The sequence below is a fragment of the Paenibacillus silviterrae genome, assembly GCF_030167925.1.
Lineage (GTDB): Bacteria > Bacillota > Bacilli > Paenibacillales > NBRC-103111 > Paenibacillus_G > Paenibacillus_G silviterrae.
Genome location: NZ_JASKUT010000001.1, coordinates 3,245,911 through 3,271,923 on the forward strand (window position 1 = coordinate 3,245,911; position 26,013 = coordinate 3,271,923).

Below are 26,013 nucleotides of genomic sequence, written 5' to 3' on the forward strand. Positions count from 1 at the left end.
CATCAGAAAAACCCAGTATTAATAAGTATTAATAAGACTTTTCAGCACCTATTTCATTCCGTACAAGCACTGCTACCGACTCCACATGTGTCGTTACTAGTATTGGAACACAAATCATTATCCTCGTTTCCAGTATAGGAACACAATTCATCAGTTACTTTTTTTTGCTTGCTATTCTTTCGCTCAGGCTTATGGATATTGCCATCAATGTTATTTGTAAAGCCAGTCTTATATATGAACGTGAGCATAGATGGGTCTTTATTACCGTCATCATCATAACCACCAACAATAACTTTATCTACAATACTTTCGAAAACATAACGGTCAAATTCGGTAAGGACATCGTTTTGCTCTAATACTTTACGAAAGTCAACAATTCGTTTTTTTATATTCTGCTCACGACTAGTTGTATCCTTGAATTTCACCTTTTCATTGTTTAGCAGTGCTAGTTTAGATGCTAATTCGTAGTATTTAACCTCATAAGTTTCCTTGTCAATTATATCTTCTAACCGCATATCAACAAGTTTTTTACGTTTTTGTTCAAGTGACAGAATTTCTTTTTCTATACGAGTTAAATCTCTTGTAGCACTATTTGCACATAATGTATCTTCTATACGTTTAAGCAAATCGTCCATCACATCTTTATTGTTAATACACAAAAGTCGATAACTTTCAAGAAAAGCTTGTTCAATAGTATCTTCGGCTATTCCTTTGGCATCTGGGCAGAATTTTTTGCCTTTTTTTGTGTTTGTTATACACTGCCATATAATTTTTTGGTACTCACTTCCGCTGTGCCAACTTCTCCTTGATAAATTACTCTCGCAAAAACCACATTCTAACATCGAACTAAAAGGATATTTTCGGCTGTATTTTTCTCTTTTACCGTCAATAGATTTTTTGTTTTTACTTCTGCGAAGCAATATCTGTTGAGCCATTTCAAAGACATCCTCTGAAATTATCGGTTCATGGTGATTTTTTATATAAAATTGGTCTTCTTCTCCGAAATTATCTAACCGACGTTTTGAAATGGGGTCAAGAGTAAACGTCTTCCCTTGTCTTATATCCCCCTTATATTTTTCATTTTTTATAATACCCATTACAGTTGTTTCTGCCCATTTATTATTACCACGCTTTGTTTTATATCCAAGACGTTCCAATTCTTGTCCTATCAGAAGACATCCTGCACCTTCAACATAACGATTAAAAATATATTTAACTATTTCTGCTTCTTCATTGTTAATTGAGATACTTTTATTTTCAGAGTGATAATCATACCCTAAGCAACCTTGAAAACCAACGAGTTCACCACGCTGCATTTTCATCTTTAAGCCCTTTTTCACATTAGCCGAAATATTTTCAACTTCCTGTTGAGCAACTGAACTTAAAATGACAAGCAGTAGCTCACCATCCATAGTGAGAGTATTAATATTTTCTTCTTCAAAAAAAACTGCAACGTTCTTTTCTTTAAGCATTCTTACATATTTCAAAGTATCTAATGTGTTACGAGCAAATCTCGATATGGATTTTGTAATAACCATATCAATATTACAATTCAAGCAGTCATTTATCAGCCTTTGAAAGTCTTCACGCTTTTTTGTCTGTGTCCCAGTGACAGCCTCATCTGCATAGATATCTACTAATGCCCAATCTTGTTTCCCATTTATGTAATCCGTATAATGTTGAACCTGAGATTTATAACTATTTAGCTGATCTTCATTATCAGTACTAACACGGCAATATGCTGCAACTCTTAAACGCTCTACCATTTGGTTAAATGACCTATTTTTCAGGCTACTTTTTGCCTTTATAACTTCAACCTGCTTCATCAAATCACCTTTTCATTTTTGTATTCCTTTCATAGTGTATAACAACTAAACAAGGAATACAATTATGTTAGTGTAATAGAATCAGAATAAATTTTGTAATCCTTCATTAATGTTAATTTAAAGAGAGTATATTCCTGTTCTGATATTATCCCTTTTTTTAATAGTTTACTTAACATCGCCAACTGCATACTGTAGCTCACTAAATTTGACAATTAATTCCCCTCCTATTTTACTTATTATCTAGTGCCAAGATTGTCTAACACATCATCAAGACTGATTGTATTTATTATGGTATCTCGTAAATATACATTTTTTGGGGAATTCTTTTGGAAGTAACCACCAGATTTTAAATCGTATTCTAAATCAATCAAATGATCGTTTATCACCTTTTCTTTCTTCCCCATCATAAAAAGTTGGTTGGTCTGATGTGATTAGTAGGATTATGACGCCTTGAATCTAATAGCTTTGAGAAAAAATAAGTTTTTGCTACGATTAATTCAAGCAACAAATAGTCATTCTTTCTCGCAAACATCACCAAATCATCGAATTCCTTGAAATTATTTTCCTCAATCACATCAATAACACTATTCAAAAAATCCCCTGTACTATTCTCTATAAGAAATTTTTCTAACTCAAATCCACAACCCCCTTCAATATCTTCTGTTCGGTAATGTGTCTTATCTGGATTTTCCGCATGAGTGAAATACTCGTACATTCCCTTTGGAGACATCACGACTTCAACATGACTCGGGGCATTCAGTTTTTTGCTAATTATTTCAGAAACTTGGGAATAACTTTTCAAAGAATCAAAGTACAGTGCACCGTGTTTGTGTGCCTTTTTAATTTCCCCTGTCTCTTTATTCACATCCTTATCGTGCCAAGGGCTCAACACAAAGGGTATCTGCATTTCTTCTAAAATATCCAAATAGTTCTCTGGAGCACTCTCTTGATAGAAAATGAACGCCCATTTGTTGCTTCGCTGCTCTTTTTTCTTTTCCATAGTCCATTCCCCTCGATTATTGATTATTGATCCCACGGGGGTCGTAGTAACCCCGTGGAATATCTTTTTCTGCCATCTATTAAGAATAGCGGAGCTCCTTTGCTTCTGCCCAAGGCAGGCAAAAGCTCCGCTATTCGTCACCTCATTTTTGTTCCCTCAACTGTCAGCCAGTGCTTGTACCTTTCAAAATTCGAGAAAGTGTAATCTGGAAAACGACTTGATATTTCTTCTCGAAGAACTTCTTTTGCGTCTAAGATTAGTTTTTGGGCTTGCATGTCATTTGGCAATTTAACGAGATAGGTGATTTTCTTATTCCTAATATCAATGACGGATTTTCGAATTGATTTATTATGCTGTTGAATCTTGAGAACACCTTCTCCTTCATGGTCGGTTTGCCTGACTAGAAACCTTCTTAAACGGTGGCTCACCCAGATTGACTTGAACCAATTCCCTAGTGAATCTTTAGATACCCTTGTTATAATTTCAGGAATCACCAACATAATAAGCAGCAGGAAAGATACCGCAGTCATGCCTTCTAAGAGTTTGGAAACTACATCCACAACTTTGTACAAGAATTTTGTATATTCAAACAGTGGTCTTTCGGCTTGCAGAAAAGCGCCTTTTATCTTGAATATGACTAGAACTAAAAGTAGTAGTATCGAGCTCATTAACAGAAATTCGTTAATGTGAAACGTGCGTATGAAGTATGATTTACCTAGTTTCCCCATCTACATTATTCCTTTCAAATCATTAAATGTTGGCGTTAGTAATGGAACAATTTGAAACGGATGCTCTGAGTCAATAACCTGTATCAATCCCGTCCCGATTCCTTGCGGTATAACTATTCCTTCAAGTGACAAATCTGGGAACAAAAACTGTGTCGTTTTGCTATTTATATTGCCCACTTGGATTAGTACATTAAGTTGTTCTCTGCAAGAAATAGGAATGGCATTACTATCAAATCTCTGCGATACCAGTAGCAAATGAACTTTTGTAGCCCTGCCTAACAATGCAATTTGTGATAGTAGACTAAAGAACGCCTCTTTAATCGGCTTGGCAGTCCCATCTGATAGAGCCAGAACCTCGTCAATGACCAGCGTGTAGTGTTCAAAGTCGGCTTGAGGGTTATTGTAAAGCACCTGTTGCCGCTGGTGAATTAGCTCCAAGCTCTTGCTAAGTTCGGCATTCACACTTGAAACATAATCGCTTTTGTTACGATTATCGCTTGGGGCAATAACCTTAACGTTGTTCTCCCTGCCCCATCTACTTGGCATATCAAATTTAGGGTCTACAATTACTAGCTTCGAGCTCTTCTTCAATACGCATAGAAGGTAGGTGAGGAAATAAGATTTACCTGACCCTGAATTTCCTGCGATAGCAATACTTGTAACCTTATTTAGGTTGAACTCGAAATTTTCCATGACAGGCACTTTGTTCGCTGGTAATTTCGCAACATATTCGTCAATGTCCCGAATAACCAATCGCTTAGAAATACCATTTATCCACGGGAAGAAAAGAGCACGTTTCATATGGATATCATCCGTTTTCAATGGGACAAAATAAGCTCCCGCTTGTTTTATTAACGTAAAATCGGGGTATAGAGCTGCGTTACTAATAAGATAGATTTTTTGATAAAGGTCGTTATCGACGACATAGCTTGCAGGGAGGCGGGGGATGAAGAAAATGCCTTCATCCGCCACTCGAACATCAAACGAATTTGTGTAAGAGGTCTCTCCGTTAATCTGCAGAGCCATGTTCAGAGCCTGGAGCAAGTAGCCTTCAAGTTCTGATTTTTTCATTAACAACCCGTATCCCTTCTGATCGGAAATACACATTTGATCGGATTTCAATGGCTTCTAGCTTAGCGAGCGTAACCTCAGCAAGGAAGGGTGGCAGTATCGGCTTCTTTTCAAATTTTACAGCAAAAGGATTTACGCCCTCTTGAGAGAAGAAAAGTTTGTAGCCTGTTACTTCGTCAGTGCGTTTTCCATCAATCCAATTGTATTGTGTTTCGAGAGCTGACGAGACATTAATAATAGGTTTGTTGTCAGAAATATAATGACGTGCCGTATCTTCGTTGTATGCGTTTTGAGAATTTTTCGTTTTCATGATTTTCTCCTTTTCGCAAATATGACTAGTACATATTGCATAGATTTATTTATCTCAGGACTCGCGATTCCTTTGACATCATTTTATTGCAGTTAAGGATGGTTGCATATATGTAAAAAAATTCGTATAATCAATCATATATTCCACCACCCTTGGGAGCTAATATGATTTATACAGAAACCAAAAAGTACATTTTCTCTGAGATTGGGAAAAGAGTACATGTAAAAAAAGATGAGTTGAATTTGTCGTATTACCAATTAGCAGGGTATGAAAATAAGGATGACTATGATGGATATAATACAGAAAAAAAACAAAGATCCGCGAAATACGACCTTTCAATTATCAAAAATATTGCAGGCGGGAAAGCCTATCCTAGGAAAAATCCGAATTTAATATCTGAATCGCTACTGGTTCATTTAACAGAGAAGTTGGGATTTAAAAATAAACTTGAATTACTATGGGGTGGCTTTGAAAATAGCGACCTATCGAAAGTCTTATTTGAGAAACTTCTTATTGATGTTTTATATGGGGATGATGACAAAATAAAAGAAACTTATAATAATGTCCTATTTGACTATGTTCCATATGCTGAATATCACTCCTATTGGCAAATGTTTGTGATTGGAGAGATAGAAATGCCTAATTTCCCCAATAGCCAATTAAGTATTTCTTCTCATTTTTATAATCTTAAAGAGGATGATGTTTCCGAGAAGTATGAATCCATACAAAAAAATGCAATTGAATTTCTTTACTATAAGTGCGGAAAACATTTTCATATTTTGTTTGTAGATTTCATAATGCAAGAAGGGGATTCCTTGAAGAAACTAGATAAGAAATTAGATAATTTTGTTTCACTTTTAACTAGGCTTCTTCTGAAATATGTTCCGAACGAAGATTCCTTGGGATTAAGGGCTCGCAATATAATTATTTCTGATTATAAGAAATTTGGGACTTTGATAGCTAAAGAAATGAAAGGTGAGCCATGGACATTAGATGAATATACGTTTAAACTGTTGGTGGAATCTTCCCTGTCGTACATTACAGAATTAAAAAGAGTGCAGTCGATAGAGCTTGAGGTAATTAACAAATACAATTTTAGCGGTAAATAAAAAGGTGATGATGTAGAATGAAATAATTCTACAACACCACCAATGCAATTTTGTTCCTTTAGAATAAGACTAAAATATTCTGGTGTTTAACCGCAATTTTAGATTTATTAAATCCTTCCACCTACACCTTTAAACTTATCTACAAAGGCAAGGATTTTTTGGAAAACGATCTGCTGATAATTAACCTCCCTACCGCGAAGCGTTTTAATGCTAAATCCTTATAAGCGACAAACAGCACTCCACATGTATGAAGTGCTTAATATTGACGTAATTACAGGGGGCGAATTACACCGCCGCGGACAACGGGTTACCAAAATTATTGTGGATAACGATTCCATCATCCTTGCACAATACGTTCATTGGCTTCACACTAACTCAGAATCGCCTCCTAGATGGCCGCTCTTGTCTTCATAGCATGTTGTTCATCCTTTAAAGCGGTATTGCTCATCTGAAACGTATCATCATCGATCAGCTTACGAGTCATAGCGCGAACCAATTTCTAACTACTCTTATTCTCATCATTCAAGAGTTAGAGAATCAAGATAACGATAAAATCGTACGGCATTTATCCGAGCTCATATAAACATCCTTTGTAAATACGCTGCCTTTAACTGTCGTAGCTGCTCAAGTTTAGCAGTTTGGGCGGCGATTTGCTCGTCAAAGTTCTTGAAAAAGTCAATGATTCTGTTTTGTTCAGAAATTGTGGGTGCTAAAACGATTATCTTTAAAAAATCCCTTTCGTGTATGCGCCACTGTCCGTACATTACACCTTGTCGATAATGAATCATTTTATTAATGAAGTCTTTCCGTTTGGATAGTAATCCAACAAATAGACTCTCTGAATCGTTGCTTGAATAAAAAATGCTATATACGGGCGATATTACTGCCTTGCCTGTTCTATTTAAACCAATAGACCCAGTTTCTAAGTTGTTTGAACTGTATATAAAGTCATTCAGTTCGGTTTTTTTATATTTTTTCCCATCATCTTTTACCAAAAAACTTCTGTCATACTGTTCCCCCTTGGGTACAACACCAACATTCCCAACGAACGACATCAATGGGTAATCTTCCGATTCCTCAAATTGCTCATTTCTTTCAGTAAGCATTTCGTCCAGTCGCCGCTCTTCCCAATTACCTGTAAATCCTGCGAATCTTACTCTTGGCACGACTTCATTGGCTGCCGGGAACATTTGCTGTAGAAAGCCGTCCTTCAGCGTTACGAGCCCATCCAGCTTACGCTGATGAAGGGTGATGAGGTGGTCGAGTTGGGTGAAAAAAGAACCGATTTTCTGTTGCTCTTCAATTTTTGGTATATCAATTATAAAATCATTTACATGTTCTTTTGTAATTGTGCTAATAGTTGCACCCCACGCTCTTTCCTTTTCTTTTTCAAATATTTTTTTAATTGATTGTGCAAAATACTGTTTATCCATGGGGAATTTGTACTCTTCAAAAATCAATATTGTGCGATCAAAATAAGCGTCATATTGTGTAATAGCCGTTCTGCCGATACTTTTCTCAATACTTCCTTGTAAAGCAACTACTACCTTTCCAGCTTCAACAAATCGACTTTTAGGTTCGGCTAATTTACTGATATGTGCTTTTGTATCATGATTTAATCTCAAATCAAATCCAATATCTGCAACTTGAACAAATGGTTTTCCATTTTCTTCATCATAAAAGTCTGGATTTGTATAAGGTTGAGGGAATGACCCCCTTATATAATTTGCCACATCTTTTAACTCACGCTGTTCCCAAGCGTTAGTGAAGCCTTTAAATCGGATTTCGGGTACTAAATGCTGATTGTTTTTCGTCATGATCGCCACCACCTCACACAAAAATCCGCTTTGTAGCTTCGATTAGCTCTTTCGTTTCGTCAGTCACAGCAAGCTCATCAAGCAAGTCTAAGAAATCCGTTTCTTTTTTCTTTATTTGCAAATTTAAGTCAGATATTTCGCGCCCAATTGCTACAATGTCGATTTGTTCTTGCTCCTCGAAGGTATCTATATAGCGAGGAATGTTGAGATTGTAGTCATTCGCCACGATCTCATCATAATTTGCTAAATGTGCGTATTTCACAATGTTTTCACGCTTTTTATAGGTATCAACAATTTTCAGAATATCTTGCTGACGTAAGGTGTTTTGATTCTTCTGTTTTTCATAATCGTTAGAAGCATCAATGAAAAGCACATCACGACCTACACGGTTTTTCTTCAAGATAAGCACAACCGTTGGTATGCTTGTTCCATAGAAAATGTTAGAGGGCAAGCCAATTACAGCTTCTATTGCTCCCATTTCAAGAAGCACCTTGCGAATGACACCCTCGGCAGCACCACGGAACAGAACACCATGCGGCAGTACAATTCCCATCGTACCACTGTCTTTTAGGTGGTAATAGCCATGTAACAAGAAAGCAAAGTCGGCCTTAGATTTTGGTGCGAGTTTTCCATAGCGTTCAAAACGTGGGTCACTCAAAAACTTATCGGAAGCACTCCAATTCGCAGAGTATGGAGGATTTATAACAACAGCGTTGAAAAGGAAAGGCTCGTCTGTCGGCCAGTCTGCATCTAAAGTATCGCCATTATTGAGCCTCATTTGTTCACGGTCAACGTTGTGTAGAATCAGGTTCATTCGAGCAAGGTTGTAAGTGGTGGTGTTTAGCTCCTGTCCGTGAAAATACACCTTATCGGGATTGCTTAGAAACTGACGGATATTCAACATCAGCGAACCCGAACCCATAGCGGGGTCGTAAATATGGAATGGTGCTAGTTCCTCTTGCCCGATACTAACAATCTCAGAAATGATTTTTGAAACAGCTTGCGGGGTATAAAACTCTCCGGCTTTCTTGCCTGCGCCTGCGGCAAATTGGGCGATGAGGTATTCATAAGCATCGCCAATAACGTCACCATCATGCCCAAACAAATCTATCTCATCTAAAGTTTTTATAACTTCCATAATGGTTGTACTTTTTTGCTGTGCGTGTGATCCGAGCTTAGTTGAGTTTAAGTCAACATCATCGAACAAGCTGATAAAACTTTCTCCTTGACGAGAAAGCTCGATAAAGGCAGTCTGCAAGTCATCAATTTGAAATTCATATTGTGATGCATTATTGCGGAGCATGTAAAACAGATATCGCGGCTCTATAAAATATCCGATTTTGCGGCGCATGGTGTTCTTTAGTTCTTCGGCATCATCATTATACCAATCAGTAAGTTCGGCAAATTGGATATCACGAGATGGGTATTCATCGGGCTTTCCGTTTGCTTCTTCGTACACAGCGCGCAACTCTAAATCGGAAAGATACTTATAGAAGACAAGACCGAGCAAATAGTTTTTATATTCGCTTGCATCCATTTTCCCTCTAAGAATATCGGCGCTTGCCCATAGTTGTTGCTCTAAACGACTCATATATTTACTTCCTTCCAATAGACAGATTATTTGAAAGACACTAAATTGTACTTACATTATTCGTAGACCAGTTGAATTTCTGTGCGGCACTTTTTAACTCTTCTTTCTGGGTTACATTATCTAACACGCTTGTGACTAATGTATACAGTGCCCCGAAATATTCAAGTGCATCTTCCTCACTTCCATCGCCATGTATTATTTCACTGAGTTGGCTAAAGAGTTTATATCTATTTGCCGAGAAAGACACTGGGATAATTGAGTGCTGCTCATCCACCTCTTTCAGTATTTCAGAAAAAGGGCGTCTGTTTCCATTCCCCCTAATAAGAGGAATGTTATTGGCATTTGCAATGCTGTAGGTTATAGATTCATATACCTTTCTTAGATAAATAACAGCGCCTGAACCAAGTCCATCTCTGTGTGCTCGGTTTGCTTTTTCGAGCCATTCGCTAAACTCACCGTATTTCTCAGATTGTAATTTTACACGTTCGGTTAATTTTTCTCTAAAATGCAATATGCGTACTTTAGGTGACTGATACCGAATATCCTCTTCGGCTTCGACTAAATACCAAGTATGGACAACTGAACCACAATTGCATCGCAAAATGCAATCTATGCTAATTACTTGTTTATTCACAATAATTCCTCGAAGCCCTTGCTCTTTATTAGAGTTAAAAGTGCGTAAGTCCTCACATTCTGTGCAGTAGTAGTTCAAAGATACTTGTCCAGCCTCTAATATTATATGTTGCCCAATTAGCAGAGAGGTATCATCCTCATTTTCATCACTATATTCATAGTCTTCCCTTTCTTCTGGAACCCAGAACGTGTCAACTTGTTGGTAATCCTCCGCTGGCGGTTTTCTCAATAATTTACTCAAATCCATATCATCGCCACCCTAACACTCATCTTTTAGCGGTATTAATTTTTCATCTAAAACAGTTTTCCAATACTGTTCTATAACGAGAAGACGCTTTCGGTATTTTTCGTTAAACATAGCTTCAAAATCTTCTTTGCTTAACCCTGATGCTTCGCTTATTACATTGATGAAAGGCACAACCCCGCTATTCGGGCGATATTCGTTAAAGCTGGTTTGCAGGTTAGCGACAGGCACTTTCAATAACTCAGCAGTATTCTGTAGTATATAATCAATCTCATCAGCAAAATAAGCCGTCCAATCCTTTGTCGGTCGATTGTTGTCAATGACGTCTAAGATGGCATTATATATTGCCTGAACGGATGCGGGCTTTGTATTAATCTCTTTCATAATTTTTTCACGCAAATCATATTTATCTCTTTTGTCCGAAGACTTCTGATATCTGTTCAGAAGCTGATTTATGTAGAAGCTATCAATGCGTTCCTCATGCACAGCCCTTTGTTCGCTCGTAAATTCGATGTCTTGGAGCAAGTTTTCCATCTCATCCCCAGTTTGATCCTCTAACTCGGCTCGAATTTCAGCTTTCAGATTTTCACAATGTCCCTTTTCTTCGGGAAGTACCTTCACAATATGTTCAAATTCCTCAAAATCTTCTTGATAATTCTCATAGCTTTTCATGGCTCTTTGGATTTTTTCAAGTTTTTGATAGGCTCTTACTTGTGCAATCTTGTTTTTTATATTATTTGGGTCGTCTTGCAGATCCTCTTTTGCTTGTTGAAGTTGCTCATGTGCCGTTAAAAATGCGGCTTTCACCTCAGCATATTCTTGTGGCACTAAGGCTTCCCAATTCTGCTGTTGGTTCGTAAAAAGTCGAATGGCATCCTCTACATTTTTTCGCATAGTAGCAGGTTTTCGGAACGATACCACGATGCCATGCTCTTTGCCAGGTGCAATACGATTTGTGCGTGAAAAAGCCTGTAGCAGCTTTTGATATTTCAGTTCTCGGTCAACATACAAAGTCTGTATCGTAGGCGCGTCAAATCCTGTCAGCAGACGGTCAACTACAATAACCATATCAAGCCATTTTCCGTCCTTTTGATATTGAGCGTCTTTTCGTGCTAAACGGCTATTAATATTTTTGTTAAACTGATCGGTATCTGTGTAATTCGTACCAAAAACAGTGTTGTATTCCTGCATAATGGCATTGACTTCTGCTTGCGCTTCGTTCATCTCACCTTGAGTTTCGCTAGTGGAATAAGTGATTGTCACTCTCGGAAAATCAGGGTCACGAAGCGTGTGGCGTTCATCTAACTCTCGCCCGTTTAACAAAATTCCACTACTTCTCATTTCTTGTAACTTGTGATAAATACGCTTAGCTTGAGCGATAGAGTGTGTTGTTAAAACAGCACTCATAGTCGGGTATCCGTTTATCACCTTGAAACGCTCTATCACGGATTGGCGCTTGAATATTTTTTTAAGCATCGCTTCGATATATTCATCACGCTCAAATAACTCTTTGTCTTGCAGTTCCTCTTTATCATTTTCTGTCATGTCGGCAAGTTTTTTGATAGGATCAAGCTTCGGGTATTTTCCTTTTACCGTTCTATACAAAAATTCTGCTTTGCTATCCTCATCTAATAGGCAATGGTACTCCACTTGGAAGTTCAAAACGGAGTTATCGTCCATAGCATTTTTCGTTGTGTAGGCATGGAGTAAGTTTCCATACTGTTGTTGTGTTGTTCTTGCGAATGTTCCGTTTTCTTGTTTTTGGTTTTCCTCAAAAATTGGCGTGCCAGTTAAGCCGAACCATGTTGAGTTAGGCAGGAGCTTTTTAATTTCTTTCATCTGCTCATCGCTGACTGCACGATGGCACTCATCCACCACAAAAACAATATGTTCGCTTTTCAGCTTCTCGAATTTATTGTTTTCCGTTTCTTTAGCACCTCTGACAGCGGCACTCAATTTTTGAATGGTTGTGACGATAATGGTGTTGTTATTTTTATTGCTCAATAGGCTATTGCTAAGTTGACGTTGATTATCAACGCCGACAATAAGCGCATTATCTTTAACATTGCCCGTTGCCAACCCTGTGTGGAACTCAGATGCAAATTTACTAAACTCATCTTTGGTTTGGCTGTCTAAATCTGTTCTATCAACAACCATAACGGTGCGGTCTACGCCAATGGATATCTGTGCTAAAAGTTTGGTTGCCACAAAACTTGTTATTGTTTTCCCTGAGCCGGTGGCGTGCCAAACAAAACCTCCCTCATGCTTCGCCGCTTTACCGATAATCTTTTGAATAGCGTGGACTTGGTACGGTCTTAGAACCATTAAAAACTTTTGGTTTTTCTGATCGTCCACTAAAATAGTGAATTTGCTAATCAATTCGTGGGCAGAAGGGATACTCAAAACCTGCCTTGTGAAATCGTAAAGATTTTCAACAGGCTCATTATCCGACGTTCTCCAGTTGAACAGGAATTTCTTTGCCGCTTCAAAGGCTTTAGAAGTGTTCGCTCCAGGACGTGCAAAGTATTTTGTAGATACTTTGTTACTAACTACGAAAATTTGGGTGGTCGCAAGAATGCCATCAAAAAATCCTGCTTCTGCATACCGTTGTATCTGCTCGAAAGCTTGCATATAACCATCTTTGGCAGATTCAGCTTTTAATTCAACATGAATAATCGGCAAGCCATTTATCAATAGGGTTACATCGCCACGCATATCAGTATTTGTATCTGGCTTAATTTGGTTTACAACTTCATAGCTTGAAATGCCCCCAGCTATATCCTTATTACTGAATAGAACAACCGACACCCTGCCACGCTTCACATCTTCCCGCTCAACATGAATGGCGGCAACACCATTTTCGCCTCGTAGCCATTGAGAAGCGTTAAAAGGTGTAGCTGTCAGTCTCATAAATTCGACTTTTAGCTGTTCGAACTCTTTGTCTGTAAGCGGCACACCGTCCAGTCGCGCCAAGTTAATACGATTGATATGCCTACGCAAATTATCCCACAGAGCAGCTTCGGTCTTTATATCATCACGATATGTCCATTGGTTTTCCCGTTGAGTTAAGATTTCAATGAAACTCTTTTCTGTTTGGGCTTCGTGGTTCATTTGCTTAATCCTCCGTAATTAAGATTTTTCCTGAATTCTTCACCGCGGCAACAAAATTTTCGAATAAGGAATAATAGTGTTATGCTCTATCGCTATCCCCTCATGTTTTGTAAAGTTGGGGACATTATCCACAATTAGGGAGTTTGGTTTATGATATCTCAAAACTTTTAATATGCGGTAAACCAAGTTTCCTGACTTTTCATCTTGTCAACCGTTTTGTTCACCATCCTTTGAAAACGGTTGACAAGAACCCCCCACATTTATTTTTCTTATATCCCCATGTTGCTCGATATCAATGTTTCGAGAGTGCAAAAACGCATGTATGTCCTAGGCTACTTAAGGCTAAATTAAAAGCCATCAAGCCCAGCAAACAAATCTATTAATCTCATATTCTAATTCCCCCGTATCTAAGAAACTCGTTTCTGACCAAATATATTGGGAGTAATTAAATTAAGACATAACCTCTCTATAATACGACTATTGTACTACAATGAGAGCTAGATTTGGATATTTTGTTATGAAAAATGAGAATATATGGGATTTGATGTCGAAAAAAAGAGGTAGTGCACCTTGCACCCCTCTTCAGATTTACTCATTATCAAACACACATCGATAAGTTAAGCGAACTTGCCACATCACGTTTATGAACCATCAATATGACCGACTCTATTTTCTTGTGTTCCCACACTCCATATCAATTACAACTTTAACAGTGATGAAGTTTTTGAGTAGCTTATTTCGGCTTTTTTCACCGTCATTATTAAACACCATATGCTTCACAAAGTGCCTAAATACAAGGATTTCTAAGTATCTTGACGTTGTAGTGAAACTACCGTCTCCACATGCACCGTATGCGGGAACATATCCACCGGCTGCACCTGCACCGTGCGGTAGCCGCCGTCCTCCAACACGCGCAGATCGCGGGCAAGCGTCGACGGATTGCACGAGACGTACACGACGCGCTCCGGGCACATCGCGAGGATCGTCTCCAGCAGCGCGTTGTCGCAGCCCTTGCGCGGCGGGTCGACGACGATGACGTCGGGGGCGATGCCCTTCTCGCGCAACGCGGGGATGACGACCTCCGCCGGGCCGACCTCGAACCGCACGTTGCGGATGTCGTTCAGCAGCGCGTTGCGGCGGGCGTCCTCGATGGCCTCCGGCACGATCTCGACGCCGTACACCTCGCCCGCCTTCTGGGCGAGGAACAGCGAGATCGTCCCGATGCCGCAATACGCATCGATGACGGTCTCTTCCCCGCGCAGCTCGGCGTACTCCAGCGCCTTACGATAAAGCACTTCCGTTTGCACCGGATTCACCTGGTAGAACGACCGCGCCGAGATGGCGAACCTTACTTCGCCGATCGTATCATAGATGACCTCCGAGCCCCACAGCACCTTGGTCCGCTCGCCGAAGATCACATTCGTGGCACGTGGATTCACGTTCTGCACAATGCTTCGGACACCTGGGATGTCCTCGCGAATCAAACCGACAAGCTCCGCCTTGCGCGGAATGTCCTCACCGTTCGTCACCAGCACGACCATGATCTCGCTGGTGTTAAACCCGTACCGGGCCACCACATGGCGAAGCAGTCCCTGCTGCGTCTCTTCGTTGTACGGCCGGATGCCGAGCTCCCGCGCAATGCGTTTCACCGCCGCGACAACGGCGTCGTTGTTCTCATGCTGGATGAGGCAAGCCTCCATGTCGATGATGCGATGGCTGCCCTGCGCGTAGAAGCCGGCAACAAGGCCGCCCTCCTCGCCAAAGCCGATCGGCACCTGAGCCTTGTTGCGGTAACGCCAAGGCTCGCTCATACCCAGCGTCGGATGCACTACGATGCCAGCCCCCTCACTCGCACCGCCGCCACCGGCTACCTTCAGCTTCCCGATCCGCTCGAGGTTGTCCACCACCAGCTGCCACTTCCACCGAAGCTGCGCCTCATAGCTCATGTGCTGCAGCTGGCAGCCGCCGCACTGCTTATAGATCGGGCACGGCGCCCCGATGCGGTCCGGGCTGGCCTCAAGGATCTCAAGCAGCTTGGCGTAGCCATACTGCTTCTTGACCTTGAGCACCTTGACCCGCACCCGCTCACCCGGCAGCGCTCCCACAATAAAAAGGGTAAAGCCGTTCACCCGGCCTACCCCTTCCCCTTCATGCCCGATTCCGATGATATCGGCGATGTACTCTCCATTTTTCTCGACGGGTACCCCGATCATCTCTTTATTCTTCTGTTTCATCTTCGTCCACTCCGGATTTCGTTTTCCAAGGAAATTTCAACGCCAGGTTCATGCTTTGCTGCTTATAGGTGGATTGCCCCGATTCATCGACAAAAATACGCAAGTGCTGCGGCAAATTCGTAAACACGCACGGCAGGGTGCCCCCGAACTCCCCGTCCAGGTTGATCTGCACGTAATCCGGCGACGTTACCTCAATATAGTTGGTCTGCAAATAGATGATGTTCGGATCATCCAAATGCTCGCCGCGCAGCGCCAGGGAGACGACGCGGATGAATTCCGCCAAGTTGCACTTTTTCAGGATCAGCACGTCGAACAGCCCGTCACTGAGCGACGCATCCGGCGCCAAACGCTCAAACCCGCCCACGGAGTTGCTGTTGGAGATCAGGAACAGCATGACCTCCTCATGGAACTCCCGCTCCGGCGTTCGCAGGAGCAGCTCGATCGGGCGCAGCCGCGGCAGCTTCTCGAGCCCCTTCATATAATAGGCCATCTGGCCGATCATCGTCTTCAGCTTGCTCGGCACCTCGTAGGTCAATTCCGTAAGCGAGCCCCCGCCGGCAATGTTGATAAAATAGCGCTGATTCATCTTCCCCACATCGATAACCCGCGTATGCTGCTGCAGGATCACGTCGATCGCGAATTCCCAGCTTCGCGGAATGCCCAGCGCCCGGGCGAAATCGTTCGTCGTCCCGAGCGGCAGAATGCCGAGCGGCGGACGGTTCTCCTTCTCGGCCATGCCGTTGATCACTTCATACAGCGTCCCGTCCCCGCCGGCCGCAATGATCAAGTCAAAGCCGCGTTCCACCGCCTCGGCCGCCGCCAGCGTCGCATCACCTTCCCCTATGGTCGCATGCGTGCTCGTCTCAATGCCGCCCCGCTCCAGCCGCTGGAGAATATCCGGCAGCCGCTTCTTAATCTCCTCTCTGCCGGAGGAGGGGTTATAAATCAGTCTTGCCCGCTTCACTCTTACCGCCATCTTCGTCCTCACCCGTTCACTAGTATCGGCGCCGCCTGCTGCTCGATCCACCGCGAAATGCCCTCATGCGGCAGCAAAGCCCGTCCGTTATATCGATAATCATATCCGGCTAACCGCTCCGGTATGACTTGCTTTGTAAAATATCCTTCGCTTAGAAAAAGCGGAGCCACAATCACCGAATAGTCCTTCGGATCGTACCGCTTCCGCCACAGCTTCATGCGAACCTGGATTTGATCGGGCAGCAGCATTGCCGTCTGCGCATCCGCGTACCCGCCCAGCGCCTGCAAGCGCTTAGCCAATTGCTCCATTCCTTGCCGCCAGAGGGCGTGAAAGCCCCGCTCCACACTGCCGTGAGCCACTAAGAGCAGGAGCTCCTTAGAAGGTTCAACGGATAACGGCTTGATTTTTTCATGCAAAATCCCGGCAATAACCGGATCGTCATCGATCGGCGATCTCATATGAATGCGCGCCCGAATCCGGAACGGCGACATATCCGTCGGCAGCAGCGGCTCCGGCTTCACGCCGAGTGCGTAGCTGATCTCATCGATGTGCGTGCTTCCCGAAGACACGAATAAGGGCACCACGATGATGTCCGTGACCCCAAGTTCCTCCAGATAGGTAATTCCGTCCTGGATCAATCGCCCTTCCACCAGCTCCAGGTACGAGGAAAACACCGGCACGTCAGCAGGCAGCCTTGCTCCCGCAACCGCCTCATCCACGAGCCTGACCCACGCTTCGCTGCGCGAGCCGTGACTTATGACTAATATACCGTGTTTTGCCATGTGTTATCCCTCCTGCAAGCCCAGCTTATGGAACCGGAACACGAAAAATCCCGCTCACCCCTAGGCGAGAAGGATTTGGGCGGACTGTCTATTCGTTAGCGTCCGAGGCGCTCGAGGGTCATTTTGTACCCGTCGTTGCCGTAGTTCAGACACCGCTTCACGCGGGAGATCGTCGCCGTGCTGGCGCCGGTTTCCGCCTCGATCTGGTTGTACGTATTGCCCTTGCGAAGCATCCTCGCCACCTCAAGCCGCTGCGACAGCGACTGAATCTCGTTCACCGTGCACAGATCGTCAAAAAACACATAACATTCTTCAATATCCTTAAGTGTGAGGATCGCCTCGAACAGCTGGTCAATCGCTTTATCGTTAAGCTTCTTTAATTGCATGGTTTCGTTCAACCCCTTGATGGTCATCATTACTTCTGCGATAGGGTAGGGATTACCGTTTCCGCCTGATCCGCCGTCGCTTTTCTATGGTAAGACTCTGTTAAGAGTGTATTCGACATCTGGGGATGAATTCCTCCCTTTAGATTAGCGAAACGTTACTATTTTTATGCGGTAATGGGGTAAAATCTCCGAATTTCCGGAAAACCGTGACAGGAGTCCAATCCAACCATTCGCCTATCTCATACAGTATACTAGGAATTCGTCTATAGTCAAAAGCCCGCAGGGCAGACAGCCTTGCAACAAATCTATGTATAAAAGGACTGTGAAGCTATGAGTTATCAAAAACCGATCATCGGTAACCAAGGCAAGGATGTGCATACACGCAGTTTTGCCTCCGGGAATCCGTATGGGGATTATCCGGGGCTTGGAGGAGCGCAGTTTCCCGCTCCTTATTCAGGAGGCATGGAAGGAGGAGCCGGCGGGGGCGGAGGACTCGGCGGGGCGCTGGGCAATTTGCTCGGCGGCGGGTCCGGGGGCGGCAGCGGCCTCAATATAAACCAGATTAAGCAATTTGTCGATAAAATGGGCGGCATTGAGGGCATCATGACCCGCATGCAGCAGGCGCAGAAGATGATCTCGATGTTCCAGCAGATGGCGCCGATGGCGAAGCTGCTCTTCGGCTCGATCGCCAAGGGGGGCAGCGTGAAATCGGAGTCTACCGACTACGACTTGGACGGTCTGGCGCCGACCGGCCGGCGGCGCCGCAGACGGAAGCGCCGCGGAACCGGTCCGGTGCGGGGACGCCGGCGCAGACGGTAAGCTTTATAAGGGCTATCGCATGCTATATGCGCTAGGATGCTAAGCCGGATGAAGAGGGCAGATTGTGGAAAGAAATAAGGGAAGGAGCATGGGAGCAGGTACCCGTGCTTCTTTTTTGTTAGCAGCTTATGTATAATAAAATTACACCCCGACTCTCAACAAACCATCCACTGCAAAGGAGTGTTTACATACTATGCTGTTTACCCCTTATACGATCAAGCAAGTAACCTTCAAAAACCGCATCGTGATGTCCCCGATGTGCATGTACTCCTGCCACGACGAATCGGGCAAGGTGAACCACTGGCACAAGGTGCATTACCCTACCCGCGCGGTCGGAGGCGTCGGCCTCCTTATCGTGGAGGCGACGGCGGTAACCCCGCAGGGACGCATCTCGCCGCAGGACCTCGGCATCTGGAGCGATGAGCACATCGCCGGGCTGAAGGAGCTCACGGAGCTCGTCCACGAGCAAGGCGCGCACATCGGCATCCAGCTCGCCCATGCCGGGCGTAAGGCGATGATCGACGGCCCGATCATTGCGCCATCCGCGATCGCGTTCAACGAACAGTCGAAAACGCCGGAGTCCATGAGCGAGCAGCAGATCCGCGAAACGATCGACGCCTTCGTGCAGGGAGCGCGGCGCGCCAAGGAAGCCGGCTTCGACGTCATCGAGATCCACGGAGCGCACGGCTACCTGATCAACGAATTCCTGTCGCCGCTCGCCAACAAGCGCGACGATGCCTATGGCGGTGACCGCGACCGGCGGTACCGCTTCCTGCAGGACGTCATCAACGGTGTGCGAACCGTCTGGGACGGCCCGCTCTTCGTCCGCGTATCGGCCCACGAGTACGATCCGGCCGGGAACACGCCGGAGGATTACGTGTACTACGCCGCGCGCATGAAGGAGCAGGGCGTCGACCTTATCGACGTCAGCTCCGGCGCGGTCGTACCTGCGGCACCTGCAGCGTATCCCGGCTACCAGGTGCCCTTCTCGGAAGCCATCCGCCGCGGTGCGGAGATCGCCACCGGGGCGGTCGGCCTGATCACCTCGCCGCAGCAGGCGGAGGAGATCCTGCAGAACGGCCGCGCCGATCTCGTGCTGCTCGGCCGCGAGCTGCTGCGCGACCCGTACTGGCCGCGAACCGCTGCACAAGCTCTTGGCGTGCAGCTAACCGCGCCCAAGCAGTACCAGCGCGGCTGGTAACAGAAAAAGAAGGCTATTCCGCCCGCACCACTTATGGATCAGCGGGGGAATAGCCTTCTTTTTTAACCATAATTTACTTCGCTTTGATTTCTTCCAGCGGCTTATGATTGCCGTACTTCGGATATTCGCGCGTCGTCGGAGCGGCCCAATGGACGCCGTTGCGGATGACCGTACGGATCTGCTCATTGTAATATGTCGGGTACGTCTCGTGGCCCGGACGGAAGTAGAAGATTTTGCCCGATCCGCGATGGAATGTGCAGCCGCTGCGGAACACTTCGCCGCCTTCAAACCAGCTCACGAAGATCAGCTCATCCGGCGCCGGAATATCGAAATGCTCGCCGTACATTTCTTCCTGAGGAAGCTCGATGTACTCGCCGATGCCTTCCGCAATCGGATGTCCCGGAGCTACAACCCAGAGACGTTCCTTTTCGTCGGCTTCGCGCCATTTGAGGTCACACGTTGTGCCCATCAGCTTCTTGAACACCTTCGAGAAATGACCCGAGTGGAGCACGACAAGTCCCATGCCCTTCAGCACGCGCTGGTGCACACGGTTCACGATCTCATCCTGCACCTCGCCATGCGCCTTGTGCCCCCACCATACGAGCACATCCGTATTGTCCAAACGCTCCTGGCTCAGCCCATGCTCCGGATCGTCCAGTGTAGCGTAGCTTACTTCCACCTCGGTGCCTAATCCTTCTCCGATCGCGGTATGAATCCCGTCAGGGTATACCGAACGGACCTTTTCGTTTTCTTTTTCATGGCGGAATTCGTTCCACACAACAACTCGCAGCTTCTGGCTCATTGCGCAGTCAACCTCCCATAGTGGTTTCTTATGTACCTTGAGTATAGTCTTCGGACAGGCAAAAAGATATTCTCGATCTTGTTTGATCTATATCCAAAACTGTCTTCCCCCTGGCAATCATGGTATACTTAGTGGTGTTAATCTTTCATAACGTTATGCAATCCTGTTGTATCCAACCTTTTACAATCCGAGGTGCTGCCGCCGTGCCTGCTGTAGTCGAGACCGGTCCCGATATCGTCAACGAAGAGGTAATTTATCAGAATCCGCTGCTTTTTCTCAAAATATGGCAAATCCACGAGTCCAGACCGCACCACGGTAAGCCGGGTGGCTTCTGGCGCTGGCATTATCATAAACAGGTGGAATTCCTTGTGATCGTCGAGGGGGAGCTCGGGATCCAAACCAAGCATGAGTACCATGTGCTGGGACCCGGCGATGTTTACCTGCTCGGCTCCTCTCAGCTGCACCGCACGCATAAGCAGCATCCGGGCGAGCTCCGCTATGTGGTGTTCCAGGTGGATTTGGCGCAGCATTTTGACCAGAGCACGATGCCGTACCTGCACTGCTTCTCTGAGCTGACGCGGCCGCTTGGGGTGATGAACTATATTTTCCAGGAGCATCCCGAGGCCCGCAAGGAAGCTTACTTGCATATTATGGACATTTTCGAGGAATCGCAATCAGGACGGCGCGGCTACGAGATGGCGATCAGCGCTTCGATCAAACGGCTGCTTCTGCTTCTCTTGAGATACGACTCTCGCGGCCTTCTGCAGGGAACCGAGAGTGAGGAGCTTATGCGCATCCGGCCGGCGCTCGATTATGTGGATCAACATTTGGCGGAGAAGATTGCCGTCGAGGACGTCTGCAGTGTGCTGAATTTGAGCTATCATTATTTTATCAAGTATTTCAAAAAGGTCATGGGCCTCTCGTTCGTCGACTACGTCAACTACAAACGGATCAAGAAGGCGGAGCGGCTGCTGCTGACGCGGGATCTCAGCATTATGGAGGTCGGCTGCGAGGCGGGCATTCCGAATATGGCCCAGTTTTATAAAATGTTCAAGCGGTTCAATCGATGCTCGCCGAAGGAATTCAAGCAGCGCATGCGCGGCGAGGCGAAGGCGCCGGAATAAAGAAAGCCGCAGGTTCTCCAGATGAGGCCTGCGGCTTGTTCGTATGTTTAGAAAATCCGATGCTTCCAGCCCAGCAGTTTGGCGAGCGCTTCGACGTAGTAGTAGTCCCCATAGATCAGGGAGACGTCGATGTTCTGGCCTGCAGGCAGGTTGCCCGTGCCGGCCACAAGAATCGCCTCGTGCTCCGGCTGATCCCACGTGGCGTAATGCTTCGTGAGCGAGAGCAGGATGCGGTCGGCGGCGCGGCGGTACAGCGAGCCCTCGACGCCCGGCAGCGCAGCGGCCAGCTCGAGCAGGCCCGAGGCGGCGCAGGAAGCCGCCGAGGTGTCGCGCGGCAGGCCGGTGAGGTCGTCCGCCGCGCGGAAGTCCCAGTGCGCGACGTAGTCGTCCGGCAGGCACGCGAGGAAATAATGCGCGACGCGCTGAGCCGCGTGCAAGTATTTCACGTCACCGGTATACCGGTACGTGTTGGCCATGCCGTGGAGCGCCCAGGCTTGCCCGCGGCTCCACGAGGAGTTCGGCCCGGCGCCCTGTCCGCCGAGCGGTTCGACCAGCTCGCCCGTCTTCGGGTCGAAGCTGAGAATGTGGTTCACCGAGCCGTCCTCTCGGATGAACTTGGTGATGACCGTGTCGGCGTGGGCCCTTGCGATCTGCTCGAAGCGCGGATCGCCGATCTCCGCCGCCGCCCAGAACAGGATCGACAGGTTCATCGAGGAATCGACGATGGCCCAGCCGATCTTCTCCTGGTTCCACGCCCGCAGGAACTGACCCGCCAGGTTGAAGCGGCCTGCCAGGAAATTAGCCGCTTGAAGTCCGCGTCTTCTGGCGTCCTTGTCGCCGGTCAGCATATATTTGATTACGGCCGTAGGCGAGAATTGGAATCCAACATCGTGGTGGAAGTTGTTGTCCTCAATCATTTTGCGCTCGAAGCGCTCATCCCAGCCCCACGCGGCTTCCTTGTAATGCTCCTTGCCCGTTTGCTCGTGCAGGATCCACAGGATCCCCGGCCAGAACCCGGAGGTCCACCAGTCGTGCCGCATATCGTCATAGATCCCGTCCGCTTTGGCGACATGCGGCGATTTGCCCCCAAGCTGTCCGATCATGCGGTCGACCTTGGTTTGTAGCGCCTCCCATACGTCCGGAAGAGCCTCCTGCATCGTAACGGCGTTCTGCCATTTGCTTGAATCGATTGTGCTCATTCGTGTCCATCTCCCCTGTATTTGGTAATAAAGGACTTTCAGGGACTTATTCTTAGGAAAACAGGCTTCCCGGAAGGAATAAGTCCTTTTGAGGGACCTATTTAGGCGATAATGGGCTCCGATCTGCTCGTAGAAGCTCATTTCCGCCAAATAAGTCCCTGAAAATCCGCTAATCTGCTTCTAACCATCCATTTCGCACAAATAAGTCCCTGAAAGTCCGCTATGGCTCAGCTCTAATGTGAGATGAAGCTCGGCGGCACAAGAAAAGTTACTCCACGCACCCTAGCAATGTTACCGCCGGGACTCTCCTCACTGCACCCTGCAAACTATCCGACCATATCGCCTGAGCTTGCCGACCGATGGCACTCTTAGTGTTTTCAGTTACTCCACGCACCCTAGCCACTTTACCGCCGGGACTTCCCTCACTGCACCTTATAACCTACCCAGCCATAGCAGCTTACTGAGCGCACCAGCCAACAACACTCCACGCACCCGAGCGCACCCGAACGGCCAACCTACCCCAGCGTGATCAGCGCCGTCGGCAGGCCCTCGCATCGCACGCTGACCACCGACACCGGCGCGGTCCGCGCGCCTCCTGCTCCGGCCAGCGCCGACGCCGGGCCGCCGGCCGAGACGAAGCCCGACTCCCCGATGGCTGCCGGAAGGCCGCCGACCGGGTCGACGTAGATGCCGGCACGGCCGCTCGCCAGCTGCACGAGCCGCGAGCCGCGGATCGTGCCGAGCCCGTCGAGCAGTCGGCCGTCGCCGCTGAGCCCGAAGCGCACGAACTGCGCCGCGTCTGGGCAGAACACGCCATCGGCGTCATACGCCCGCGCCTCGACGTACACCCGGCCGTCCTCGCACGTCTCGGCCGTCAGCTGCAGCTGCGCCGGGGCTCCCCATGCCTCCGTCTGGTACTCGAACGTCAGCTCATCCTCCACCGTGACCCCATCCTGCGTCGCTACGACGCGCAAACGATTCACGCCCGGGACGAACACCGTCTCCCAGCGCAGGCCGGCAGCCGGGAAGCTCTGCGAATCCCGCCGCTTCACGCCAAGGCTGACTCCGTTCAGGAACAGCTCCGCCTCCCCGCAGTTGGAGTACACCTTCACCAGCTTGCGCTCTCCCTCTTGGCCCCAGCGTACCGGCATCGTATGCCCGTACAGACGCACCATCGGCTTCGCCGCCCAGTACGATTGGAACACGTAATAGGCTTCCTTTTTCGTCAGGTCGCGCTCCACAATGCCCTTCATGTTCAGGAACGGAATCGGCGAATCCGGCCGCACCGGCGTGGCGAAATCCTTGAACGACCACTGCGCCGCTCCCGTCAGCCACTCCATCGTCTCCTGACACTTCAAGTACCAGTCGATCATGTCGCAGAAGTACGTCTCCGACCAATCTCCGTCCCGGGACACTCTAGGCTCGCCGCCGGTCAGCAGATAATCGCCGTCGCGCTCATCCGTTGAGCCGCCTTCCCCCTTAGGAATGAACTCGAAGCCCGTGAACGGCTTCTCCACATGCCGGGTGGCCAAATTATCCGCGCCCCACTCCATATGGAAGAACGAATCGACATTCTCGAACGCCGTACGGCAGCTCTCCTCATAATCAGTATAGATGCCCCGGTACCATCCGGCCCAGATGGACGGTGAGTACACATCCACAATATCTTTGCAGAACTCACAGCGGCGAATCGCCGTCAAACGCCCGTCGTCCAAACGATGCGACAGCTCGTGCAGCTCCTTCATAAACCGGCGGATCTCTTCCTGATCGAAATAATCAAAGTCGCACTCCCAATCATTCTCATTGCCCAATCCCCATAGAATGACCGAAGGATGATTGTAATGCTGCGTGATCATCGCCGTCAGCATATCGCGGCATTGCTGCCGGTACGCCTCGCCTCCGAGACCTCCGCGGCACCAGGGGATTTCCTCCCACACCAGGATCCCCAGCTCGTCGCATAGCTCCAATACAATGCGGGATTGCTGATAATGACCGAGCCGGATAAAATTCGCGCCCATCTCCTTGATCAGCTTCATCTCTTCGCGGATCTGCTCCTCCGTCATCGCCGGACCGACACCTGCGTGATCCTCATGGCGGTGCGTCCCCCGAAGCAGCAGCCTCTCGCCATTGAGCATAAAAGGTCCCCGCTTCACGAACTCAAACGACCGTACCCCGAACCGCTCCTGAACGGACGTTTTACCGTGCACACTCTCCAGACTCACCGTACAGGCATACAATTCGGGCGACCCCGGCGACCATAAGGAGGCGCCGTTCAGCGCGTACACCGCAAGCTCCTTCTCCCCTTGCCACGGCAGGCATTCCAGCGTCGATTCCGCCACCAAGTCCCCGTTCGGAGCATGCAGTCGAATCGCCAGCTTCACAGCCTCCGAGCACTTCTCCGGGTTATATAACGAAGCGCGCACCTTCACCCGGCACGATCCCGTACCGTCGCCCGCCACACTTACCTCACTTGCTTCCACATGCACCTGCTGTAAGCTAACCTTAGGCACATACACCAGATTCAAATACCGGTAGATACCCCCATACAGGTGAAAATCGCTCGCATCCGACGGGATCGTCTCCAGATCTCTGCTGTTATCGCACATCACCGCTACAGGCACGAGACCCCGATAACGTTCGATAGCCGCCGCCTGCTCCGCAGCCTCCGTCATATCTATCGTAAACTCGTCATAGCCGCCGATGTGCTCTCCGATCTTCCATGTATAAACGTATACCTCCGAGCGCTGCCCAGCCCCTTCGAAATGCAAAAGCGTCCGGCCCCCCGGATACGGATTGTTCACTTCCAGCTTGGCCCGGTACCAGCCCTGTCCTTGATAGTACTTGCCGTCCGGGTCCATCACGTCGAGCCCGTTGTAGCTGTGCGGCAGAGAAACCGGCTGCCACGGCACGTTATAATGATTTTTCAGCTTATCCCCGCGCCACACTTCCCAAGGACCGCCCAAACTCCCGCAATAATGCTCCCACTGCTCAACCAATCGCTGCTTCTGCAAGATAAACACTCCTCTATGTTCGTTGCTTTCAGCTTAGCA

At 47.1% G+C, this 26,013-nt stretch carries 21 protein-coding genes; 4 read left to right on the forward strand and 17 right to left on the reverse strand.

Translation table 11 applies throughout. The features are described 5' to 3' along the window. Positions 1-53: 53 nt before the first annotated feature. The 6 genes from QMO62_RS14765 to QMO62_RS14785 form a co-directional block, all read right to left on the reverse strand. Positions 54-1,826 (reverse strand): recombinase family protein, encoded by a 1,773-nt coding sequence (locus QMO62_RS14765; RefSeq protein WP_284642051.1) that lies wholly within the window; start codon positions 1,824-1,826, stop codon positions 54-56. A 62-nt stretch (positions 1,827-1,888) separates the two neighbouring features. Beyond that, on the reverse strand, positions 1,889-2,026 hold the full coding sequence (locus QMO62_RS33250) for an SHOCT domain-containing protein (protein WP_348651720.1): 138 nt from the start codon (positions 2,024-2,026) through the stop codon (positions 1,889-1,891). Positions 2,027-2,229: 203 nt separating this feature from the next. Further along, positions 2,230-2,826: a replication protein gene (locus tag QMO62_RS14770; protein WP_284642052.1), complete on the reverse strand. Its 597-nt coding sequence runs from the start codon at positions 2,824-2,826 to the stop codon at positions 2,230-2,232. Between the two features lie 137 nt (positions 2,827-2,963). Continuing rightward, entirely contained in the window at positions 2,964-3,554 is a 591-nt protein-coding gene (locus QMO62_RS14775) for a hypothetical protein (protein WP_284642054.1), read from the reverse strand. After that, positions 3,555-4,625 (reverse strand): helicase HerA domain-containing protein, encoded by a 1,071-nt coding sequence (locus tag QMO62_RS14780; protein WP_284642055.1) that lies wholly within the window; start codon positions 4,623-4,625, stop codon positions 3,555-3,557. After that, complete coding sequence (locus tag QMO62_RS14785) at positions 4,606-4,935, reverse strand: hypothetical protein (protein ID WP_284642057.1); 330 nt, start codon at positions 4,933-4,935, stop codon at positions 4,606-4,608. The genes QMO62_RS14780 and QMO62_RS14785 overlap by 20 nt, the downstream gene beginning before the upstream one ends. Positions 4,936-5,087: 152 nt before the next feature. On the opposite strand from QMO62_RS14785, the gene QMO62_RS14790 reads away from it, so the two are divergent. Beyond that, positions 5,088-6,044, forward strand: a complete 957-nt coding sequence (locus tag QMO62_RS14790; RefSeq protein ID WP_284642059.1) for a hypothetical protein — start codon at positions 5,088-5,090, stop codon at positions 6,042-6,044. 575 nt (positions 6,045-6,619) lie between these two features. Here QMO62_RS14790 and QMO62_RS14795 read toward each other — a convergent pair. From QMO62_RS14795 to QMO62_RS14830, 8 genes are all read right to left on the reverse strand, one after another. Further along, a complete protein-coding gene (locus tag QMO62_RS14795) occupies positions 6,620-7,861 on the reverse strand; it encodes a restriction endonuclease subunit S (protein WP_284642060.1) in 1,242 nt (413 codons plus the stop codon). Between the two features lie 13 nt (positions 7,862-7,874). Continuing rightward, positions 7,875-9,452: a type I restriction-modification system subunit M gene (locus tag QMO62_RS14800; protein WP_284642062.1), complete on the reverse strand. Its 1,578-nt coding sequence runs from the start codon at positions 9,450-9,452 to the stop codon at positions 7,875-7,877. A 40-nt stretch (positions 9,453-9,492) separates the two neighbouring features. Then, entirely contained in the window at positions 9,493-10,332 is an 840-nt protein-coding gene (locus tag QMO62_RS14805) for a hypothetical protein (protein ID WP_284642064.1), read from the reverse strand. A gap of 12 nt (positions 10,333-10,344) precedes the next feature. Continuing rightward, the gene (locus QMO62_RS14810) at positions 10,345-13,440 is read right to left on the reverse strand and encodes a type I restriction endonuclease subunit R (RefSeq protein ID WP_284642066.1); all 3,096 of its coding nucleotides are present in this window, start codon (positions 13,438-13,440) and stop codon (positions 10,345-10,347) included. 803 nt (positions 13,441-14,243) lie between these two features. Beyond that, complete coding sequence (gene rlmD / locus QMO62_RS14815; protein ID WP_284642068.1) at positions 14,244-15,674, reverse strand: 23S rRNA (uracil(1939)-C(5))-methyltransferase RlmD; 1,431 nt, start codon at positions 15,672-15,674, stop codon at positions 14,244-14,246. Continuing rightward, positions 15,658-16,650 carry a diacylglycerol kinase gene (locus QMO62_RS14820; protein ID WP_284644951.1) on the reverse strand — a complete coding sequence of 331 codons (993 nt, stop codon included), beginning with the start codon at positions 16,648-16,650 and terminating at the stop codon, positions 15,658-15,660. The genes rlmD and QMO62_RS14820 overlap by 17 nt, the downstream gene beginning before the upstream one ends. A gap of 8 nt (positions 16,651-16,658) precedes the next feature. Continuing rightward, positions 16,659-17,432: a sirohydrochlorin chelatase gene (locus QMO62_RS14825; protein WP_284642070.1), complete on the reverse strand. Its 774-nt coding sequence runs from the start codon at positions 17,430-17,432 to the stop codon at positions 16,659-16,661. A gap of 95 nt (positions 17,433-17,527) precedes the next feature. Next, the gene (locus QMO62_RS14830; RefSeq protein ID WP_010494821.1) at positions 17,528-17,818 is read right to left on the reverse strand and encodes a YerC/YecD family TrpR-related protein; all 291 of its coding nucleotides are present in this window, start codon (positions 17,816-17,818) and stop codon (positions 17,528-17,530) included. Positions 17,819-18,148: 330 nt separating this feature from the next. Between QMO62_RS14830 and QMO62_RS14835 the strand changes: the two genes are divergently transcribed. Together QMO62_RS14835 and namA are read left to right on the forward strand one after the other, a co-directional pair. Continuing rightward, positions 18,149-18,637, forward strand: a complete 489-nt coding sequence (locus QMO62_RS14835; RefSeq protein WP_284642071.1) for a hypothetical protein — start codon at positions 18,149-18,151, stop codon at positions 18,635-18,637. 193 nt (positions 18,638-18,830) lie between these two features. Further along, on the forward strand, positions 18,831-19,838 hold the full coding sequence (gene namA, locus QMO62_RS14840) for an NADPH dehydrogenase NamA (RefSeq protein WP_284642073.1): 1,008 nt from the start codon (positions 18,831-18,833) through the stop codon (positions 19,836-19,838). A 73-nt stretch (positions 19,839-19,911) separates the two neighbouring features. Here namA and QMO62_RS14845 read toward each other — a convergent pair whose 3' ends face one another. Continuing rightward, positions 19,912-20,640 (reverse strand): ThuA domain-containing protein, encoded by a 729-nt coding sequence (locus tag QMO62_RS14845; RefSeq protein WP_284642074.1) that lies wholly within the window; start codon positions 20,638-20,640, stop codon positions 19,912-19,914. A gap of 203 nt (positions 20,641-20,843) precedes the next feature. Here QMO62_RS14845 and QMO62_RS14850 point away from each other — a divergent pair, with 203 nt between their 5' ends. Further along, positions 20,844-21,764, forward strand: coding sequence for an AraC family transcriptional regulator (locus QMO62_RS14850; protein ID WP_284642076.1), 921 nt, complete (start codon positions 20,844-20,846; stop codon positions 21,762-21,764). A gap of 47 nt (positions 21,765-21,811) precedes the next feature. Here QMO62_RS14850 and QMO62_RS14855 read toward each other — a convergent pair whose 3' ends face one another. Both QMO62_RS14855 and QMO62_RS14860 read right to left on the reverse strand, forming a co-directional pair. Continuing rightward, a complete protein-coding gene (locus QMO62_RS14855; protein WP_284642077.1) occupies positions 21,812-22,963 on the reverse strand; it encodes a glycoside hydrolase family 88 protein in 1,152 nt (383 codons plus the stop codon). Positions 22,964-23,478: 515 nt separating this feature from the next. Then, positions 23,479-25,974: a glycoside hydrolase family 2 protein gene (locus QMO62_RS14860; RefSeq protein WP_284642079.1), complete on the reverse strand. Its 2,496-nt coding sequence runs from the start codon at positions 25,972-25,974 to the stop codon at positions 23,479-23,481. Positions 25,975-26,013: the final 39 nt, after the last annotated feature.